Source organism: Streptomyces sp. NPDC090798 (genome assembly GCF_044768965.1).
GTDB lineage: Bacteria > Actinomycetota > Actinomycetes > Streptomycetales > Streptomycetaceae > Streptomyces.
The window spans coordinates 77,823-97,046 of sequence record NZ_JBIVXA010000029.1; the positions used below are offsets into that span (position 1 = coordinate 77,823).

General features: G+C 69.9%; 15 protein-coding genes and 1 tRNA gene. 1 reads left to right on the forward strand and 15 read right to left on the reverse strand.

Annotated elements, in window-relative coordinates; all coding sequences use genetic code 11:
* Positions 1–92 precede the first annotated feature (92 nt).
* The 15 genes from glyA to ACIQTP_RS41040 all read right to left on the reverse strand — a co-directional run bounded on the left by glyA (position 93) and on the right by ACIQTP_RS41040 (position 18,740).
* Positions 93–1,334, reverse strand: coding sequence for a serine hydroxymethyltransferase (gene glyA, locus ACIQTP_RS40970; RefSeq protein WP_403409695.1), 1,242 nt, complete (start codon positions 1,332–1,334; stop codon positions 93–95).
* Between the two features lie 112 nt (positions 1,335–1,446).
* Entirely contained in the window at positions 1,447–2,112 is a 666-nt protein-coding gene (locus ACIQTP_RS40975; protein ID WP_054233230.1) for a low molecular weight phosphatase family protein, read from the reverse strand.
* Positions 2,109–2,756: an L-threonylcarbamoyladenylate synthase gene (locus ACIQTP_RS40980; protein WP_054233231.1), complete on the reverse strand. Its 648-nt coding sequence runs from the start codon at positions 2,754–2,756 to the stop codon at positions 2,109–2,111. The genes ACIQTP_RS40975 and ACIQTP_RS40980 overlap by 4 nt, the downstream gene beginning before the upstream one ends.
* A gap of 53 nt (positions 2,757–2,809) precedes the next feature.
* Entirely contained in the window at positions 2,810–3,655 is an 846-nt protein-coding gene (prmC, locus tag ACIQTP_RS40985) for a peptide chain release factor N(5)-glutamine methyltransferase (protein WP_054233232.1), read from the reverse strand.
* Positions 3,656–3,777: 122 nt separating this feature from the next.
* Positions 3,778–4,854: a peptide chain release factor 1 gene (gene prfA, locus ACIQTP_RS40990; protein WP_266628644.1), complete on the reverse strand. Its 1,077-nt coding sequence runs from the start codon at positions 4,852–4,854 to the stop codon at positions 3,778–3,780.
* 135 nt (positions 4,855–4,989) lie between these two features.
* Positions 4,990–5,211 (reverse strand): 50S ribosomal protein L31, encoded by a 222-nt coding sequence (gene rpmE / locus ACIQTP_RS40995; RefSeq protein WP_402035805.1) that lies wholly within the window; start codon positions 5,209–5,211, stop codon positions 4,990–4,992.
* A gap of 203 nt (positions 5,212–5,414) precedes the next feature.
* Complete coding sequence (locus ACIQTP_RS41000) at positions 5,415–6,563, reverse strand: LCP family protein (protein ID WP_403409701.1); 1,149 nt, start codon at positions 6,561–6,563, stop codon at positions 5,415–5,417.
* Positions 6,564–6,771: 208 nt separating this feature from the next.
* On the reverse strand, positions 6,772–8,658 hold the full coding sequence (locus ACIQTP_RS41005) for a trypsin-like serine protease (RefSeq protein ID WP_403409703.1): 1,887 nt from the start codon (positions 8,656–8,658) through the stop codon (positions 6,772–6,774).
* Positions 8,659–8,784: 126 nt separating this feature from the next.
* Positions 8,785–10,845, reverse strand: coding sequence for a transcription termination factor Rho (gene rho, locus ACIQTP_RS41010; protein WP_403409706.1), 2,061 nt, complete (start codon positions 10,843–10,845; stop codon positions 8,785–8,787).
* Positions 10,846–11,233: 388 nt separating this feature from the next.
* Positions 11,234–12,163: a homoserine kinase gene (gene thrB / locus ACIQTP_RS41015; protein WP_067368997.1), complete on the reverse strand. Its 930-nt coding sequence runs from the start codon at positions 12,161–12,163 to the stop codon at positions 11,234–11,236.
* A gap of 453 nt (positions 12,164–12,616) precedes the next feature.
* A complete protein-coding gene (thrC, locus tag ACIQTP_RS41020) occupies positions 12,617–13,675 on the reverse strand; it encodes a threonine synthase (protein WP_403409709.1) in 1,059 nt (352 codons plus the stop codon).
* Positions 13,676–13,681: 6 nt separating this feature from the next.
* The gene (locus tag ACIQTP_RS41025; RefSeq protein WP_403409826.1) at positions 13,682–14,971 is read right to left on the reverse strand and encodes a homoserine dehydrogenase; all 1,290 of its coding nucleotides are present in this window, start codon (positions 14,969–14,971) and stop codon (positions 13,682–13,684) included.
* A gap of 287 nt (positions 14,972–15,258) precedes the next feature.
* Complete coding sequence (gene lysA, locus ACIQTP_RS41030; protein ID WP_403409712.1) at positions 15,259–16,650, reverse strand: diaminopimelate decarboxylase; 1,392 nt, start codon at positions 16,648–16,650, stop codon at positions 15,259–15,261.
* Positions 16,651–16,667: 17 nt separating this feature from the next.
* Positions 16,668–17,798, reverse strand: coding sequence for an ArgS-related anticodon-binding protein NrtL (nrtL, locus tag ACIQTP_RS41035; RefSeq protein ID WP_403409714.1), 1,131 nt, complete (start codon positions 17,796–17,798; stop codon positions 16,668–16,670).
* A 414-nt stretch (positions 17,799–18,212) separates the two neighbouring features.
* Complete coding sequence (locus tag ACIQTP_RS41040) at positions 18,213–18,740, reverse strand: response regulator (RefSeq protein WP_403409717.1); 528 nt, start codon at positions 18,738–18,740, stop codon at positions 18,213–18,215.
* A 158-nt stretch (positions 18,741–18,898) separates the two neighbouring features.
* Between ACIQTP_RS41040 and ACIQTP_RS41045 the strand changes: the two genes are divergently transcribed.
* Positions 18,899–18,970 (forward strand) — tRNA-Arg (locus ACIQTP_RS41045).
* Positions 18,971–19,224 lie beyond the last annotated feature (254 nt).

Here is a 19,224-nt window from a genome sequence, read left to right on the forward strand (position 1 = left end):
CCCACACCCTAGCGATGCGCGCATATGGTTGGGGACTTCCGGGTAGCGACGATGGTTGCACGAGTGGCTGTGCACACGTGTGCGTGTACCCTTCACTCGTCCGGATAGGGCGGAAATCTCCCGGCCAGATCCCGTACTTCTTCACGCACCCGCTTGCTGTCGGCCTCGTCGCGCAGCACCGCCGCGAACAACTTCGCGACCTGCGCCATCTCCGCCTCGCCCATCCCCTGTGTGGTCAGCGCGGCCGTGCCCAGGCGCAGGCCGCGGGCGTCGCCGTGGGGCAGCGCGCAGGTGTCGAGGACCATTCCGGCGGCGGCGAGACGGCCGCGTGCGCTGCGTCCCTCGAGACCGAGCGGAGCGGTGTCCGCGGTGAGCATGTGGGTGTCGGTCCCCCCGGTGGTGAGGGCGAGCCCCTCCGCGGCCAGTCCCTCGGCCAGCACCTTCGCGTTGGCGACCACCTGATGCGCGTACGCCATGAAGGCGGGCGTCGCGGCCTCGCCGAACGCGACGGCCTTGGCGGCGATGGTGTGCATCTGGGCGCCCCCCTGGGTGAACGGGAAGACGGCCCGGTCGACCCGCTCGGCCAGCTCGCCTCCGCAGAGGATCATGCCGCCGCGGGGGCCGCGCAGGACCTTGTGCGTGGTGGCGCACACGACATCGGCGTACGGCACCGGACTGGGCGCCGCTCCCCCGGCGACCAGGCCGATGGGGTGGGCGGCGTCGGCGATGAGATAGGCGCCGACCTCGTCGGCGATCGCCCGGAACAGCGCGTAGTCGATGTGCCGGGGGTAGGAGATCGACCCGCAGACGATGGCCTTCGGCCGGTGCGTACGGGCCAGTGCCCGCACCTGCTCGTAGTCGATGAGCCCGCTCTCCGCCTCCACCCTGTACCCGACGAAGTCGAACCAGCGGCCGGAGAAGTTCGCGGGCGACCCGTGCGTGAGGTGGCCGCCGAACGGCAGCCCCATGGCCAGGACGGTGTCCCCCGGCCGCAGCAGGGCGGCGTACGCGGCGAGGACGGCCGAAGATCCGGAGTGGGACTGCACGTTGGCGTGCTCGGCGCCGAAAAGGGCCTTGGCGCGCTCCACGGCGAGGCGCTCGGCGACGTCGACGATCTCGCAGCCGCCGTGGTGGCGGGCGCCGGGATAGCCCTCGGCGTACTTGTTCGCCAGCGGCGACCCGAGGGCGGTCAGCACCGCCTTCGAGGTGAAGTTCTCGGCCGCGATCAGCTGGAGCGTCGTCGACTGCCGCGCCAGCTCCCCTATCAGGATCTCGGCAAGCTCCGGGTCCTGCAGACGCAGAACATCCGCTTCCAGCGTTTGTGTGACCGGCATGGTGGACTCCGGGCCTCGGCGGGGTGCGCTACGTCCAATGTAGAACCGGGACCGGTGGGACGCCCGGTATTACGGCCTATCGGGCGTCCCGCGAGAAAACGCCCACACCGGCCTAGGCGCGCGCCCGCACCCCGGTGAGCGCCGTCACCACCGGGTCCAGTGCCTCGTTGATCTCGTCGCCGATCGAACGGAAGAACGGCAGGGGCGCGCCGTACGGGTCGAAGACCTCGTCCGCCTCCGCCGTGGGGGCCAGGAGCCACCCGCGTAGAGCGGCGGCGGCCCGCACCAGGGCGCGGGCGCGTTCGACCACTCCGTCCTCCAAGGGAGGGAGGGTCGCCGGGTCTATGGCGCGGACCAGCCTGGTGAACTCCTTCAGGGTGAAAGTGCGCAGGCCCGCGGAGTGGCCCATGGAGATGACCTGGGCGCGGTGGTCGCGGGTCGCGGTGAGGACCAGGTCGGCCCTGATGACGTGGTCGTCGAGGAGCTCGCGGCCGACGAAGCCGGAGGGGTCCGCGCCGAAGTCCGCGAGGACCGTCTCGGCGTTGGCCTCCATGGGGGCGCCCTCGTGCCCCCAGGTGCCGGCGCTCTCGACGATCAGGCCGCCCCACAGGGGGTCGCCCAGCCGGTCCGCGAGGGCATGGCGGGTCAGCCGCTCGGTGATCGGCGAGCGGCACACGTTGCCGGTGCTGACGTGGAGGATGCGGAAGGACCCCCTGGGGGACCCATTGGTCCCCGTGATCCCCGTGCCTATGCCACGCCCCGCGTCAGGGGCTGTCAATTCGCCACCTCGAGGTCGGGTACGACCTTCCGGAGCTCCTCCGCCGACAGGGCACCCGCGCGCAGCAGGACCGGCACCTTGCCGGTGACGTCGACGATCGAGGAGGGAACGTTGCCGGGGGTCGGACCGCCGTCCAGGTACACGGAGACGGAGTCACCGAGCATCTCCTGCGCGGCGTCACAGTCCTCCGGCGCCGGGTGGCCCGTCAGGTTCGCGGAGGAGACGGCCATCGGGCCGACCTCCGTCAGCAGCTCGATGGCGACCGGGTGCAGCGGCATCCGGATGGCCACCGTGCCCCGGGTGTCGCCCAAGTCCCACTGGAGGGACGGCTGGTGCTTGGCGACGAGGGTGAGCGCACCCGGCCAGAACGCGTCGACGAGCTCCCAGGCCATCTCGGAGAAGTCCGTGACGAGGCCGTGCAGGGTGTTCGGGGAACCGATGAGGACAGGGGTGGGCATGTTGCGGCCCCGGCCCTTGGCCTCGAGCAGGTCGGCGACGGCCTCCGAGGTGAACGCGTCGGCGCCGATGCCGTACACCGTGTCCGTCGGGAGGACCACCAGCTCGCCACGGCGGACGGCGGACGCTGCCTCACGCAGACCGGTGATGCGGTCGGTCGCGTCGTTGGTGTCGTATCGCCGTGCCATTTAGCGGGCCTCCTCGTACACGTACTGCTGGCTGGGGATCACGATGCGCGTGCTCACGGCATCGCCTTGCGGGCGGTCGCGAACCGCGGCCGGTTGTTGAGGTCCGGGTGGTCGGCCGCGTCGGCCCAGCCCCGCTCCTCGGTGAAGATCCACGGCACCTGGCCGCCCTGGGTGTCGGCGTGCTCGATGACGACGACGCCGCCCGGGCGCAGCAGCCGGTGCGCGGTGCGCTCGATACCACGGATGAGGTCGAGTCCGTCCTCGCCGGAGAACAGGGCGAGTTCGGGATCGTAGTCCCGGGCCTCCGGCGCCACGTACTCCCATTCCGTGAGCGGGATGTACGGCGGGTTGGAGATCACCAGGTCCACCTGGCCGTCGAGGTCCCTGAAGGCCTCCAGGGCGTCTCCCTGACGCAGGTCGACCCTGGAGCCCTCGACGTTCTTGCGCGTCCATTGGAGGGCGTCCTCGGACAGCTCCACGGCGTGTACGCGGGAGCGCGGGACCTCCTGCGCGAGCGCGAGCGCGATGGCGCCCGAACCGGTGCACAGGTCGACGATCAGCGGCTCGACGACATCCATCGCGCGGACGGCGTCTATGGCCCAGCCGACGACGGACTCCGTCTCCGGACGCGGGACGAAGACCCCGGGGCCCACCTGGAGTTCCAGATAGCGGAAGTAGGCGTGTCCGGTGATGTGCTGGAGCGGCTCGCGGGCCTCGCGGCGCGCGGTCACCTCCCAGTAGCGGGCGTCGAAGTCCACGTCCTTGACGGTGTGCAGCTCGCCCCGCTTCACGCCGTGCACGAAGGCGGCGAGCTCCTCCGCGTCGTTGCGCGGCGAGGGCACGCCGGCGTCGGCCAGCCGCTGGGTGGCCTGGGCCACTTCCGCGAGCAGCAGGTTCACGCTGGTCCTCCGGGGCTGAGCTGTTGTCGTACGGCTTGACGAGCAGGGCTTACAACTACGGCCTCACAAAGCTGCGTTCGGCCGTACGGCCGTTCCGCCGTTCGGCCGTCCGCCGTTCCGCCTCACGCGGCCGCGAGCTTCGCGGCCGAGTCGGCGTCGACGCACGCCTGGATCATCGCGTCGAGGTCCCCGTCGAGCACCTGGTCCAAGTTGTACGCCTTGAATCCGACGCGGTGGTCCGAGATGCGGTTCTCCGGGAAGTTGTACGTGCGGATCTTCTCGGAGCGGTCGACGGTGCGGACCTGGCTGCGGCGGGCGTCAGCGGCCTCACGCTCCGCTTCCTCCTGCGCCGCGGCGAGGAGCCTGGAGCGCAGGATACGCATCGCCTGCTCCTTGTTCTGCAGCTGGCTCTTCTCGTTCTGGCAGGAAGCGACGACTCCGGTCGGAATGTGCGTGATGCGCACCGCGGAGTCGGTCGTGTTGACGGACTGGCCGCCGGGGCCCGACGAGCGGTAGACGTCGATGCGCAGGTCGTTCGCGTGGATCTCGACGTCGACCTCCTCGGCCTCGGGCGTGACCAGCACACCGGCCGCGGAGGTGTGGATACGGCCCTGCGACTCGGTCGAGGGCACCCGCTGCACGCGGTGCACCCCGCCCTCGTACTTCAGACGCGCCCAGACACCCTGACCGGGCTCGGTGGCACCCTGGCCGCCCTTGGTCTTCACGGCGACCTGGACGTCCTTGTAGCCGCCCAGCTCGGACTCGGTGGAGTCGATGATCTCGGTCTTCCAGCCGACGCGCTCGGCGTAGCGCAGGTACATGCGCAGCAGGTCGCCGGCGAACAGGGCCGACTCGTCGCCGCCCGCGCCCGCCTTGATCTCGAGGATGACGTCCTTGTCGTCGCTGGGGTCGCGCGGGACCAGCAGCAGGCGGAGCTTCTCGGTGAGCTCCTCGCGCTGCTTCTCCAGCTCCTTGACCTCGGCCGCGAAGTCGGGGTCGTCGGCGGCGAGCTCCTTCGCCGTGCCGATGTCGTCCCCGGTCTGCTTCCAGGAGCGGTACGTCGCGACGATCGGGGTCAGCTCGGCGTAGCGCTTGTTCAGCTTGCGCGCGTTGGCCTGGTCGGCGTGGACCGACGGGTCAGCGAGCTTCTTCTCCAGATCGGCGTGCTCGCCGATGAGTTCCTCGACCGCCTCGAACATCTCCGGCTCCAATGGACTGTCCCCAGCTCCATCATGGGCTTGAGGACGTAGGTAAGACGAATGGGGGCTGCACCGCAAAGCGCCGGTCCCGGCGCCCCCGTGCCGGGGACGCCGAAGACCGGCGCTGTGGGCTCGCTACTTGTTCGCAGCGGCAGCCTTGCCGAAGCGGGCCTCGAAGCGGGCCACGCGGCCACCGGTGTCGAGGATCTTCTGCTTGCCCGTGTAGAACGGGTGGCACTCGGAGCAGACCTCGGCGCGGATGGAGCCGCTGGAGATCGTGCTACGGGTGGTGAACGACGCGCCACAGGTGCAGCTGACCTGCGTCTCGACGTACTCGGGGTGGATGTCGCGCTTCAAGGTGTCTCCTAGTTTCGGGAGGGCGCCGGGTCGCCGCCGCGGGATGCGGGTGCGTGAACCGGAGCCGACGTACCAGTCTGCCAGGACTGGCGCCATCCCCCAAAACCGGGGGCATGGATGATCTATTCCCGAGCCTGCGTACGGAGGCCCGTACGGGCCTCATAGGGTCCCCGTACGGGCCTCGGCGTGGCCTGCGTACCGGCTCAGCCCGAGCTGACGACGCCCTTGGCGGCGCCCGTGGCAGTGCCCTTCGTGGCCGCCTTCGGGATCGTCCGGTCGTTCTTCAGGGCGGTCCACACCAGCCGCGCCTTGGCCTTGTCGACGAGGACGCGGTTGGCGTCCGCGCTGTCGTACTGGACCGGCATCGTCACCATGTTCATGTTCGACGAACTGATGCCCTTGAGGCCGTTGGCGAAGGACGCGAGGTTCTTGACCGTGCCGAGGTCGGAGTCGGTGGTGACGGTCTTGGTCGCGGTGTCGGCGAGGTCGTACAGCTTCGTGGGGCTGGACAGCACGCCGATGTGCTTGACCTGGTTGACCAGGGCCTTGATGAACGCCTGCTGGAGCTGGATGCGGCCGAGGTCGGAGCCGTCGCCGACGCCGTGCCGGGTGCGGACGAGGCCGAGCGCCTGCTGTCCGTCGAGGGTGTGCGTGCCGGCGGTCAGGTTCAGATGACTGTCGGGGTCCTTGATGTTCTTGGTGGTGGTCACCCGGACACCGCCGAGGTCGTCGATGAGCTTCTGGAAGCCGCTGAAGTCGACCTCGATGTAGTGGTCCATGCGGATACCGGACATGGACTCGACGGTCTTCACCGCGCAGGCGGCCCCGCCGGTGGAGTACGCGGAGTTGAACATCACGCCGGTCGCGGCGGCGTGGGTGACGCCCTTGGCATCGGTGCAGGAGGGGCGCGGGACGAGGGTGTCGCGGGGTATGGAGACCACGCTGGCCTTCTTGTGGCCCTCGTATATGTGCACGATCATCGCCGTGTCCGAGCGGGCGCTGCCGTCGTCGGTGCCGCCGCCGAGTTCCTTGTTGCTGCCGGAGCGGGTGTCGGAGCCCAGGACGAGGATGTTCTCGGAGCCGTTGTCGGCCTTCAACGGCCGGTTGGTACCGAGGGCCTGGTTGATGTCGACGGTCTTGATGTTGCCGTTGAGCTTGAAGTACAGGTACCCGGCGCCGGTGCCCCCCAGCACCACGATGCCCGCCGCGGTCCAGGCCGTGATGAGCAGGGCCTTGCTGCGCGTGCTGCGCGTGCTGCGCGGCTTGCGGCGGCTGCCCCCCGCGCGGCGACGCGGGGCGCTCGTTCCGGGCTCGCCCGGTGTACCGGGTTCCGGCATGCTCTCGGCAGGCATGTGCTCCTCTTGTCCTCGTTGCGGTCGGTTACCCCCTGCTTTCAGGGCCAAGCCCGGTCCGGTGCGCCATGTACTGCCTCATGGTCACTCCGTACGGTCAGACGGGGAAACTCGGGAAAGGGTTGCACAACGCACTGTGCCCACCGCGTGGCGCGATGGGCACAGTGCGTGACGGGCGAGTTCGGGGAAACCCCGCTCACCTGCGACTTCAGCCGAAGATGTCGTACTGCTTGAAATCAGTGCCGATCTTGATGGCTGTGGCGAAGATCTCGCTGGTCGCCTTGCCGGTACCTGGGTACAGGTAGAGCGTGCCGGCGGGCGTACGGGCCAGGAAGTCGGCCTTGCCGTCGCCGGTCACGTCGCCCACCGCGTCGAAGGCGTTGTAGCCGGCCCAGGTGCGTACCTTGATCCGGCTGGAGAACGCGCCGGAGCCCGCCTTGCCGGTGCCCTTGAAGAGATAGACGTACGAGCCGGTCTTGCTGCGCGCGATCAGGTCGGCCTTGCCGTCGCCAGTGAAGTCGCCGTGGGCACGCAGGGAGTTGTACTGGTTCCAGCCGGAGCTCACCTTGACGCGGGCCGAGAAGGTGCCGTTGCCCTTGCCCGGGTAGATCCACAGGACGCCGCCGGAGTCGACCGAGAGCAGGTCGGGCAGGGCGTCACCGGTGACGTCGCCCGGGGCGACGACGCGGGTGCGGGTCTTCCAGTTGCTGAAGAGCTTGGTGTCGGCCCACTTGCCCGTGGACGGCAGGTAGTGCCACCAGTGGATGTCGCCGTTGGACGTGTGGCGCTCGACGACGTCCTGGTAGCCGTCCCGGTCGAGGTCGGCCTGCAGGACGACGTTCGACGCGCTCCAGCCGCCCCACGACTGCCGGGCGCCGAACGAGGTGCCCTTGGAGTCCTTCTCGTACAGCGTCTTGGTGGAGGAGTTGCGGACGAACAGGTCGGCTTTGTGGTCACCGCTCAGGTTCGTGTCGTCGATGCGCGGATAGGCGGCACCGACGTACGCGCTGACCTTGGTGAAGACGCTGTACGCGCCCTTCGCGACGCAGTCCCTCACGCCCCAGGAGACGACGCCCACGATGCGGCCGCCCACGATCAGCGGGCCGCCGGAGTCGCCGTTGCAGGCGGAGGTGGTGCCGGCGTCGCTGCCGGTCGCGGGGTTGCCCGCGCAGACCATGTGGCCCTTGATGAACTCGCCGCCGTAGTACCCGCCGCACGTGGCGTCGGACTTGATGGGCAGCGTGGCCGTCTTCAGGGTCTCGGAGATGTCCTGGGTGGTGGAGGTGGTGCGGCCCCAGCCGTAGAGCGTCGCCTTGGTGCCGGAGGCGTACGAGGCGGTGTCGCCCGACGTCGTCATCCGGATCGGCTTGGCCTTGACGGGCCCGTCCAGCGTGAGAACCGCTATGTCGTTGTCGATGGTCGACGCGCTGTACGAGGGGTGGTTCCACTGCCGCAGGACGGCGGTGGCGGTGCCGCCGTGCAGATCGGCGCCGCCTGCCGAGGGAAGCTGGGAGGTACCGGTCACGACGGCGCCGTGGGCTGCCCAGTCGTAGCTCTTGCCGTGCTCGTCCTTGACGCAGTGCGAGGCGGTCAGGATCTTCGTCGGCGAGACGACGGAGCCGCCGCAGAAGAAGCCGAAGTCGTCACTGGTGGCGCTGGTGCCCTTGTCGTCGAGGTACCAGAGCTGGGCCATCCACGGGGCGGTGGTGATGGTGGTCGTGGTGCCGCCGATGATCTTCGGGTCGACGGAGGCGCCGCTCGTGTTCGCGCTCGTGCCCGTGCTCGTACCGGTGGTCGCGGTCCTGCCCGTACCCGTACCCGTACCTGTACCCGTGCTCGCGCCGGCGCTCGTGCTCGGGGAGGCCGTCGTCGGCTGTCCGGCCGTGCCGTCACTCGCCATGGCCCCGGCGATCCGCTTCTGCAGCGTGGCCAGGCTGGGCGAGGTGCCGGTCGTCTTGGCGACCGGAGCCGGCTGCGCGGTGGCGGCGTTCGCCGACGACATCAGGAGCGCACCCCCGACGGCCGCCGCCAGGGCCGCCGCCACGACGGGCACCGCAATGCGTATCCGGCGTCTGTGACGACCGCGCCCGGACATGGACGTATCCACTCAAGTCCCCCCTGAGACTCACATGTTGAAAGAGAGCGCGATCGTACATGTGTCCCAGGCAGCACAAAGGGCCGCCCCCATCACGGGGAGCGGCCCTCAGCTGTGCGGATGCCGTCAGTCGTTGCCCGGCATCGGCGTCGTCTTCTGAATCTGCAGCAGGAACTCGGCGTTCGACTTCGTCTGCTTCATCTTGTCGAGCAGCAGCTCGATCGCCTGCTGCTGGTCGAGCGCGTGCAGCACGCGGCGCAGCTTCCAGGTGATGGCGAGCTCGTCGCTGCCGAGCAGGATCTCTTCCTTACGGGTACCGGACGCGTCGACGTCCACCGCCGGGAAGATGCGCTTGTCGGCGAGCTTCCGGTCGAGCTTGAGCTCCGCGTTGCCGGTGCCCTTGAACTCCTCGAAGATCACCTCGTCCATGCGGGACCCGGTGTCGACGAGCGCGGTCGCGAGGATGGTCAGCGAGCCGCCGTCCTCGATGTTGCGCGCGGCACCGAAGAAGCGCTTCGGCGGGTAGAGGGCCGTCGAGTCGACACCACCGGACAGGATGCGGCCGGAGGCCGGGGCGGCGAGGTTGTACGCACGGCCCAGACGCGTGATCGAGTCGAGCAGGACGACGACGTCGTGGCCCAGCTCCACGAGACGCTTGGCACGCTCGATGGCGAGCTCGGCGACCGTGGTGTGGTCCTCGGCCGGGCGGTCGAAGGTCGAGGAGATGACCTCGCCCTTCACCGACCGCTGCATGTCGGTGACCTCTTCCGGACGCTCGTCGACCAGGACGACCATCAGGTGGCACTCGGGGTTGTTGTGCGTGATCGCGTTGGCGATCGCCTGCATGATCATGGTCTTGCCGGTCTTCGGCGGGGCCACGATCAGACCACGCTGGCCCTTGCCGATCGGCGCGACGAGGTCGATGATGCGGGTCGTCAGCACGCCCGGGTCCGTCTCCAGACGGAGGCGGTCCTGCGGGTAAAGGGGCGTCAGCTTGTTGAACTCCGGTCGCCCGCGCCCGGAGTCGGGGGCCATGCCGTTGGTCGAGTCCAGGCGCACGAGCGCGTTGAACTTCTCGCGGCGCTCGCCGTCCTTGGGCTGACGGACCGCACCCGTGACGTGGTCACCCTTGCGCAGGCCGTTCTTGCGGACCTGGGCGAGGGAGACGTACACGTCGTTCGGGCCCGGCAGGTAGCCGGACGTACGGATGAACGCGTAGTTGTCGAGGATGTCCAGGATGCCCGCGACCGGGATCAGGACGTCGTCGTCGGCGAGCTGCGGCTCGTTGGTGGCGAACTCGTCGCGGCCACGACGGCCCCGACGGTCGCGGTAGCGCCCGCGACGGCCGCGGCGCCCGCCCTCGAAGTCGTCGTCGTCCTGCGGGCCGTTGTCACGCTGCTGGCGGTCCTGGCGGTCCTGACGGCCGCCGCCCTGCTGCTGACGGTCCTGGCGGTCCTGGCGGTCCTGGCGCTGCTGGCCGGCGCCGCCCTGGCCCTGGCCCTGCTGCTGCTCGTCGCCCTTGCCACCGCGGCGGTCACGGTCACGGCCGCCACGCTCGCGGTCGCCACGCTCGCCACGCTCGCCGCGGTCACGGCGGTCCCGACGGCCCTGCCGACCGTCGACGCCGTCACCGGCGTCGCTCCTGGTCTCGGCGGGGGCCTCGACGGCGGCGGCCTTCGGCTCGCTCTTCGCCTCGGCGGTGACCGTCTCGGGGCTGCCGGCCTCGGCCACGGCACGGCGACGGCGACGCTCGCCCGCGGGGGCGTCGTCGCTGGCCGGCTGGCCGGGGATCTCGATCTGCTGCTGGGCCACGGCCTTCTCGGCTGCGGGCTTCTCGGCGGCCTTCTTCTCGGCGGCCGGAGCGGCGTCGTCGCCGGTACGGGCCTTAGAGGTGGCCCGGCGCTTCGGCTTGGTCTCGGTGGCGGCCTCGGCCTTGGCCGGGGCACCCCCGCCCGCCTGCGCCTCCTTGATGACCTCGATCAGCTGGCTCTTGCGCATCCGCGCGGTGCCCCTGATACCGAGGCCGGACGCGACCTGCTGCAGCTCGGCCAGCACCATGCCCTCGAGGCCGGTACCGCGGCGCCGCCGGGAGCCGGCACCGGAGGCAGGCGCGGCAGAGGCGTCCGTGGCGGGCGCGGCAGCGGTCTCCTCGACACGTGCGCCCATCAGATCGGTGGTGTCGCTCACGAAGGGTCCTTCCCTGGAGCGGACGTCGGCCTGTCTGGCTCGGCGACCGGTTGTGCTGTCCGGCATTGGTCCTTGCTGTGTGGACCGTGCCGGGGCGGTGGTCCGCCAAAGAGGCGGAAGACATATCTGGTGATGACGATTCCGGATCCGTGGCACTGAATTGCGGTGTCATCGGCACGGTCACGCCGGTTCCGGAGCGTGCTCAGCACTGCTCAGCGCATAGCACCCAATGCATGGCACAAAGCAGTTTGGGAGGCTCCCGGAAGAAAGGTTGTCCCGGACGGGGACACGAAGCACCTCGCCATGGTGGGGTCGGGTGCAGACTTGAGGTTAACACTACCGGATCCAACAAACATTCCCCCTCTCCAAATCCGGCAACCGCGCGCTTTTAATGGACGCCCGCCGGAGCGAGCGGCAGGACGCACGCCCCCGCCTCGTCGAGGTCCAGCCGATTGGCGGCCCATCCCTGACCTGCGAGATGAGCGACCTTGTCGGCGGATTCCTTGTCGGCCAGCGCGAGGACGGTGGGGCCCGCGCCGGAGATCACCGCGGGAATGCCGTCGGCCCGCAGCCGCTCCACCAGCGCCGCGCTCTCCGGCATGGCCGGGGCGCGGTACTCCTGGTGCAGACGGTCCTCGGTGGCGGGCAGCAGCAGCTCGGGGCGCCGGCTGAGGGCCTCGACGAGCAGTGCGGCCCGGCCCGCGTTGGCGGCGGCGTCGACGTGCGGAACGGTGCGCGGCAGCAGACCGCGCGCGGTCTCGGTGAGGACCGGCTTTCCGGGAACGAAAACCACCGGAACGATGGAATCGGCAGGGTCCATCCTGATCGCCCGCGCGGCTCCGGCCTCCATCCAGGAGAGCGTGAAACCGCCGAGCAGGCAGGCCGCGACATTGTCGGGATGGCCCTCGATCTCGGTGGCGAGCTCAAGAAGCGCGGTGTCGTCGAGTTTGCTGTCGCCGCCTATGGTCACGGCGCGCGCGGCGACGATTCCGGCGCAGATGGCGGCCGAGGAAGAGCCGAGGCCCCGCCCGTGCGGAATGCGATTGGCACAGACGATCTCGAGGCCGCGCGGTTGTCCGCCCAGCAGGTCGAAGGCGGTGCGCAGGGAGCGTACGAGGAGGTGATTCTCGTCGCGGGGCAGCGTCTCGCTGCCCTCACCTGCGATGTCGATGTGCAGCCCGGAGTCGGCCACCCGGACGACCACGTCGTCGTACAGCCCCAGTGACAGGCCGAAGGCGTCGAAGCCCGGCCCGAGGTTGGCGCTGGTGGCGGGGACGCGCACCCGGACGGCGGCGGCGCGGAACGCTGGACCGGCCATCGCTCGATGACTCTCCTTGAGCTGCGTGATGTACGAGATTTTCGATGTGCTTCGAGAGGAACTGCGTGCTTCGGATGAACTCGGATGAACTGCGAGAGGGACTGCGATACGTACGGAAGACCCGGAGACCGCAGTGACTGCCCTGACTGCACTGACGGCGCGGCACCGCGGCATATGCGGCGGGCGGGTTCGGTACAGCCTATCGAAGGAAGGTTCTGTGGCGACATAGGGCGCACAGGAGGCGCACGATGCGTGTCGTAAGCCCCCCGTGCACCCCCTGTCGGGTTGCGGTAGGGATGACCTTGGCGGCGACCGGATTTCGCCAACTTCTGGCGAATTCCGCCTGCCACGGATGGCCCCTGACAGGCCCCGACGGCTTCTGGCGGATGTACGCCAGGCGGCTTTACGCCACTCCCGCACACCCCGCCGTTCGCCGGTCCGAGCCCTTTTGTCCTACGCCAGTCCGAGCCGCTCCGCCGCCGTGGCCGCGTCCACAGGAACGGTAACCGGCTGCGGGGCGCCCGCAACGGCCCAGTCCGGATCCTTGAGCCCGTTTCCAGTGACCGTGCAGACGATCCGCTGGCCGGGGTCGACCTTGCCCTGCTCGGCCGCCTTCAGCAGACCGGCGACCGACGCGGCGGAGGCGGGCTCGACGAAGACGCCCTCCTGCGCGGCCAACAGCCGGTAGGCGCGCAGAATCTCACGGTCCGTCACCTCGTCGATGAAACCGCCGGACTCGTCCCGCGCGGCCAGCGCGAACTTCCACGAGGCCGGGTTGCCGATGCGGATCGCGGTGGCGATCGTCGACGGGTCCTTGACGACCTCGCCGCGCACGATGGGCGCGGAACCGGAGGCCTGGAATCCCCACATGCGCGGGGTGTGCCCGGCGATGCCGTCGGCGGCGTACTCCGTGTAGCCCTTCCAGTACGCGGTGATGTTGCCCGCGTTGCCCACCGGCAGGACGTGGATGTCGGGCGCGTCGCCCAGCATGTCCACGATCTCGAAGGCGGCGGTCTTCTGGCCCTCGATGCGCACCGGGTTGACCGAATTGACCAGCGCCACCGGGTAGTTGTCGGACAGCGAGCGCGCGAGCGTCAGGCAGTCGTCGAAGTTGCCGTCGACCTGGAGGATCTTCGCGCCGTGCACGAGGGCCTGGCCCATCTTGCCGATGGCGATCTTGCCCTGCGGGACGAGCACGGCGCACACCATGCCCGCACGCACGGCGTACGCCGCCGCGGAGGCGGACGTGTTGCCGGTGGAGGCGCAGATGACCGCCTTCGCGCCCTCCTCCTTGGCCCGGGTGATGGCCATGGTCATACCGCGGTCCTTGAAGGACCCGGTCGGGTTGGCGCCCTCCACCTTCAGGTGGACCTCGCAGCCCGTGCGCTCGGAGAGCACCTGCGCGGGCACGAGCGGCGTACCGCCCTCACGGAGCGTCACGACCGGCGTACTGTCGGACACCGGAAGCCGGTCCCGGTACTCCTCGATGATTCCGCGCCACTGGTGGGTCATTGCTGGTTACTCTCCTTCAACCCGCATGATGCTGGCGACACCCCGCACGGTGTCGAGGCTGCGCAGCGCCTCCACGGTCCCGTTCAGGGACGCGTCGGACGCTCGGTGGGTGACGACGACGAGAGAGGCCTCGCCGTCCTTCCCCTGCTGGCGCACCGTATCGATCGATACGCCGTGCTCGGCGAAAACGGTGGCCACCTGGGCGAGAACACCAGGTTTGTCCGCCACGTCAAGACTGATGTGGTAGCGCGTCACGACCTCGCCCATGGGCGAGACGGGCAGCTGGGTGTACGCGGAGTCGCCGGGGCCGGTCGCGCCGCTGAGCTTGTTGCGGCAGACGGCGACGAGGTCGCCGAGCACGGCGGACGCGGTCGGGGCGCCGCCGGCGCCCGGCCCGTAGAACATGAGCTGCCCGGCGGCATCCGACTCGACGAACACCGCGTTGTACGCGCCGCGCACGGAGGCGAGGGGGTGGCTCAGCGGAATCATCGCCGGATGCACGCGCGCCGTCACCGATCCCCCGTCCGCCGCCCGCTCACAGATGGCGAGCAGCTTGATGGTGCAGCCCATCTCCTTCGCCGAGGCGAAGTCGGCGGCGGTGACCTCGGTCATGCCCTCGCGGTACACGTCGTCGAGGCGCACACGCGTGTGGAAGGCGATTCCGGCGAGGATGGCGGCCTTGGCGGCCGCGTCGAACGCCTCGACGTCCGCGGTCGGGTCGGCTTCGGCGTACCCGAGCGCGGTGGCCTCGTCGAGGGCTTCCTGATAGCCGGCCCCGGTGGAGTCCATCTTGTCGAGGATGAAGTTCGTCGTCCCGTTGACGATCCCCATCACGCGGTTGATCTTGTCACCGGCGAGGGACTCGCGCAGCGGCCGGATCAGCGGGATGGCGCCGGCGACGGCGGCCTCGTAGTAGAGGTCCCTGTTGTTCGCCTCCGCCGCCGCGTGCAGGGCTGCCCCGTCCTGAGCGAGGAGCGCCTTGTTGGCCGAGACCACGGAGGCGCCGTGCTCGAAGGCGGTGGTGATGAGGGAGCGGGCGGGCTCGATACCGCCGATGACCTCGACGACGACGTCGATGTCCCCGCGTTTGACGAGGGCGGTGGCATCGGCGGTGACGAGCTCGGGGTCGATGCCCTCGCGCACCCTGGAGGGCCGGCGGACGGCCACGCCGGCCAGCTCGACGGGGGCCCCGATCCTGGCCGCGAGGTCGTCGGCGTGCGTCGTCATGATGCGCGCCACCTCTGAGCCGACAACCCCACAGCCCAGCAGCGCCACCTTCAGCGGACGCGTACGCATCATCCGACCTCGTTTCCTCATACCGTCTACGGTTGGACCAGTCTCACTCACCGGACGGGAGTTTCTATCCCTGGTCCGGATCGTGAGACATCTATTTCATTTTTCTGACAGGCGGCGGCAGGAGATCTTCCACCTGGGCCGACCGTCCATTCCGACCTGGATCAGCCGGTCGTTCCGGCCGCGATCAGCCGGTCGTACCGGCCTCGATCGGCCGGTCGTTCCAAGGACGACCAGCCGGCCATTCCGACCCGATCGGGCGGTCACCCGACGTCGACCCGATCGGGCGGTCACCCGACGTCGAGACGCAGGAGGTCCTCCTCCGTCTCCCGGCGGACGATCACCCGGGCCCCGCCGTCGTGCACGGCGACGACCGGCGGGCGCAGGGCGTGGTTGTAGTTGCTGGCCATGGAGCGGCAGTAGGCACCCGTGGCGGGTACGGCGATGAGGTCGCCGGGGGCCAGGTCGGAGGGCAGGAAGGCGTCCTTGACCACGATGTCGCCACTCTCACAGTGCTTGCCGACGACGCGGACGAGCATGGGCTCGGCGTCGGAGGTGCGTGAGACGAGGGCGACGCTGTACTCGGCGTCGTACAGCGCGGTCCTGATGTTGTCGGACATGCCCCCGTCGACGGAGACGTACGTCCGCAGCCCTTCGAGCGGCTTGATGGTGCCGACCTCGTAGAGCGTGAAGGCGGTGGGCCCGACGATGGCCCGCCCCGGCTCGACCGAGATCCGAGGCGTCCGCAGCCTCGCGGCCTCGCACTCCCGTGTGACGATCTCGCCCAGCGCCTTCGCGATCTCGTGCGGCTCACGGGGATCGTCGTCACTCGTGTACGCGATGCCGAGACCACCACCGAGGTCGATCTCGGGCAGCTCGACCCCGTGCTCGTCACGAACGGCGGCCAGCAGCGACACCACCCGCCGGGCGGCGACCTCGAACCCGGCCATGTCGAAGATCTGCGAACCGATGTGCGAGTGGATCCCCACGAGCTCGAGCCCGTCGAGCGAGAGCGCCCGCCGCACCGCCTCCGCGGCCTGCCCGTCGGCCAGCGCGATCCCGAACTTCTGGTCCTCGTGGGCGGTGGCGATGAACTCGTGGGTGTGCGCCTCGACCCCCACGGTCACGCGGATCTGCACCCGCTGCCGCTTGCCGAGGGAGTGCGCGATGTGGGCGACGCGGACGATCTCCTGAAAGGAGTCGAGAACGATCCGACCGACCCCGGCCTCGACGGCGGTGGCGATCTCTTCCTCGGACTTGTTGTTGCCGTGGAAGGCGATGCGGTCGGCGGGCATCCCGGCGGAGAGGGCGGTGGCGAGCTCACCGCCGGAGCACACGTCGAGGTTGAGCCCCTCCTCGTGCAGCCACCGCACTACGGCGCGCGAGAGGAAGGCCTTCCCGGCATAGAAGACGTCGGCGTCGTGCCCGAAGGCGGTCCGCCAGGCGCGGGCGCGCTCGCGGAAGTCGGCCTCGTCGATGAAGTAGGCGGGGGTGCCGAACTCCTCGGCGAGCCTGGTGACTTCGATCCCACCGACGCTGACGACGCCTTCGTCCGTACGGCTGACGGTGTGCGCCCAGACCTTGGGGTCGAGGGCGTTGAGGTCGGCGGGCGGGGCGCTGTAGTGGCCCTCGGGGAGGACATCGGCGTGACGGGGCCCGGCGGGGTGTGCGGAACGGCTCATTTTTCTCTCACAGACAGTCACAGATAGTCAGGGGCGCTGATACCGAGCAGGGACAGGCCGCCGGCCAGCACCGTCCCGGCGGCTTCGGCGAGCGCGAGCCGGGCGCGGTGGGCGGCCGAGGGTTTCTCGTCGCCGAGCGGCAGCACGGTGTGCTGGAAGGCGAGGAGGGCGTCGGCGGTGGTGACGAGGTGCCGGGCGAGCCGGTCGGGCGCGCGGTGCAGGGCCGCCTGCGTCAGCACGGCCGGATACCCGGCGAGGGCCCCGACGAGCTCGTCGCCGCCGGGTACGCCATCGGGTACGTCACCGGGATCGCCGGTGCAGCCGAGCGCGGCGGCGTTACGGGTGAGGGCCCTGGTGCGGGCGTGGGCGTACCGCACCCGGAAGAGCGGGTTGCTCTCCCGCTGAAGCAGATGATCGGCACTGACCCGCGGCCGGTCGTGGGACGCGGGAAGCAGCAGAGCCCAGCGTGCGGCGTCGGGGCCGAGGGGGGTGGGGTCTTCGGGGGCGGGGGTGGGGCGGAGGGTTGTGCACCGGGGGCGCGTGGGGTGGGCGTGCGGCGCCTTGGTGCGTGAGGGGTCGGCGTGCGAGGGCTCAGCACCTGCGGGGTCGGCGTGCGAGAGGTCGGTGCGGGCCGGCTCGGCGTGCGAGAGCTCAGTACCTGCGGGCTCGGCGTGCGAGGGATGGATGTGGTGAACCTCTGCCCGGCCGCCCTGGGTGGCCACGATCCGTACGAGCGCGTCGGCGACGACCTCGGCCCGGATGTCGTACGGGATCCGGAGCGGGACGGTCTGCCCGGCGAGGACGTCGCCGTGCCCATAGGCGTCACGCCGGAGCCGGATCTCCCGTACGAGAGAGGCGCCCGCTCCACCCCCCAGACGAATGTTGAGGAATCCCGGCCCGGTGATCGCGACATCGGCGACACCGTCGCTGCGGGTGAGGTGGGGCCGCAGGATCTCGGCGACCTGCCGTGCCGGCCGCCCGGCGGGCCGCGCCAACTGCAACGCGATGTTCGTGGCGTAGTCCCCACACCCACCCGGCCCCGGCGGGGTCACCACCGCGCGTACCGGCACGGCCACGTTCAGCTCTCCCTCGTCCACGGCACGACGCACCGCGCGCAGGACGGTGCGGGAGAGCTCGACGGGGGTCACGGGACAAGCGTAGGGGAGGAGGGGGGTGGGTAAGCGACTCGGTTTGGCGAGGGTCCGGGATGTGGACGGGGCGGGGAGGGCGAGGGTGTTCTCACTGACGGACGGCGCGTGACCGCCGCCACGGCCGACGCCTCGACGACGAGGACGGAGTACGGGGGCGACGCGGTCGGAGTACGGGGTAACGACGTGGACGGAGTACGGAGCAAGGCAACTCGATCGGAGTGTGGGGATGTCGGCGAGCCGCCGCCGGAACCGCCGCCGGAAGCGGAACCGCACGACGGCCGCATCCCGGGCGACGGCATTCCCATCACTCTCAGCAGCGCCGATCACCCCGATCACCGACACGGACCGGGCAGCTGACCGAGGGCCGACCACCACCGACTCCTCGTCACCACTCAGCGGCGCGGCACCCGCTCAATGACCGGCGCGCTGGGCCTCCTCGGCCCCGACCTCCTCGGCGCCAAGCTCCTCCGGACCGAACGCATCCCCGCCAAAGGCACCGCCCCCACTCCCCCGCCGCTCCATCAACTCCCTTACGAGCCTCACGAGTTCGGAAGGTTCAAAGGGCTTGGCAAGAAAGGCGTCAACGCCGACGTCGAGTCCACTGTCGACCTCGTACTGCGTACAGGCACTGACGATGGCGAGGGGAAGATTGCGGGTCCGTGGGTCGGCACGCAGCCGGGCGGCGGTACGCAACCCGTCGAGCCGAGGCATGACCACATCCAGGGTCACCACATCGGGCCGCACGTGATGCACGACGTCCAGGCATTCGGCACCGTCGGCCGCGGTCACGACCTCGATGCCCTCCAGCTCGAGGTTGACCCTGATCAGCTGCCGGATGACCTTGTTGTCGTCCACAACAAGCACCCGGCCGGACGCACCTGGCACAACTCGAGAGTAGGTCCGCGCCCACCGCGCCGTCCGGGTTTTCCCCACTTCCACCCCCGTGCGGGGGTCCCAACCACCCCAAGGACGCCCCCCGCGGACGCCTCCGCTCCCCCTCCCCCGAACACCGCCCCGCCCCCGCATAAACCCATGCCAGTCCCCCACGAAAGAGCTGGTAGGGTTCTACCCGTCGCCGCGAACACCGCGCCCGACACGCCCCCGTAGCTCAGGGGATAGAGCAACGGCCTCCGGAGCCGTGTGCGCAGGTTCGAATCCTGCCGGGGGCACTCGCCCACTCAGGTAGTAAATTTACTAGCTGACCAGGGCGGATGCCTACATGAGAGAGCGGGAGTCAGTCTCACTGACTCCCGCTCTTTCTCGTTGTCTCTCACTGTTCGCGACACACCTCCGACACACCTCCGGCTGCGTTGATCATCCTCCGGGGGCTCATCCGGGCGGGGAACCGCTCTTTCACCACCTCGCGCTTCCTGCACTTCCCAGATCACCACGAAAGACCCATCGCATCACCAACGCCCACTTG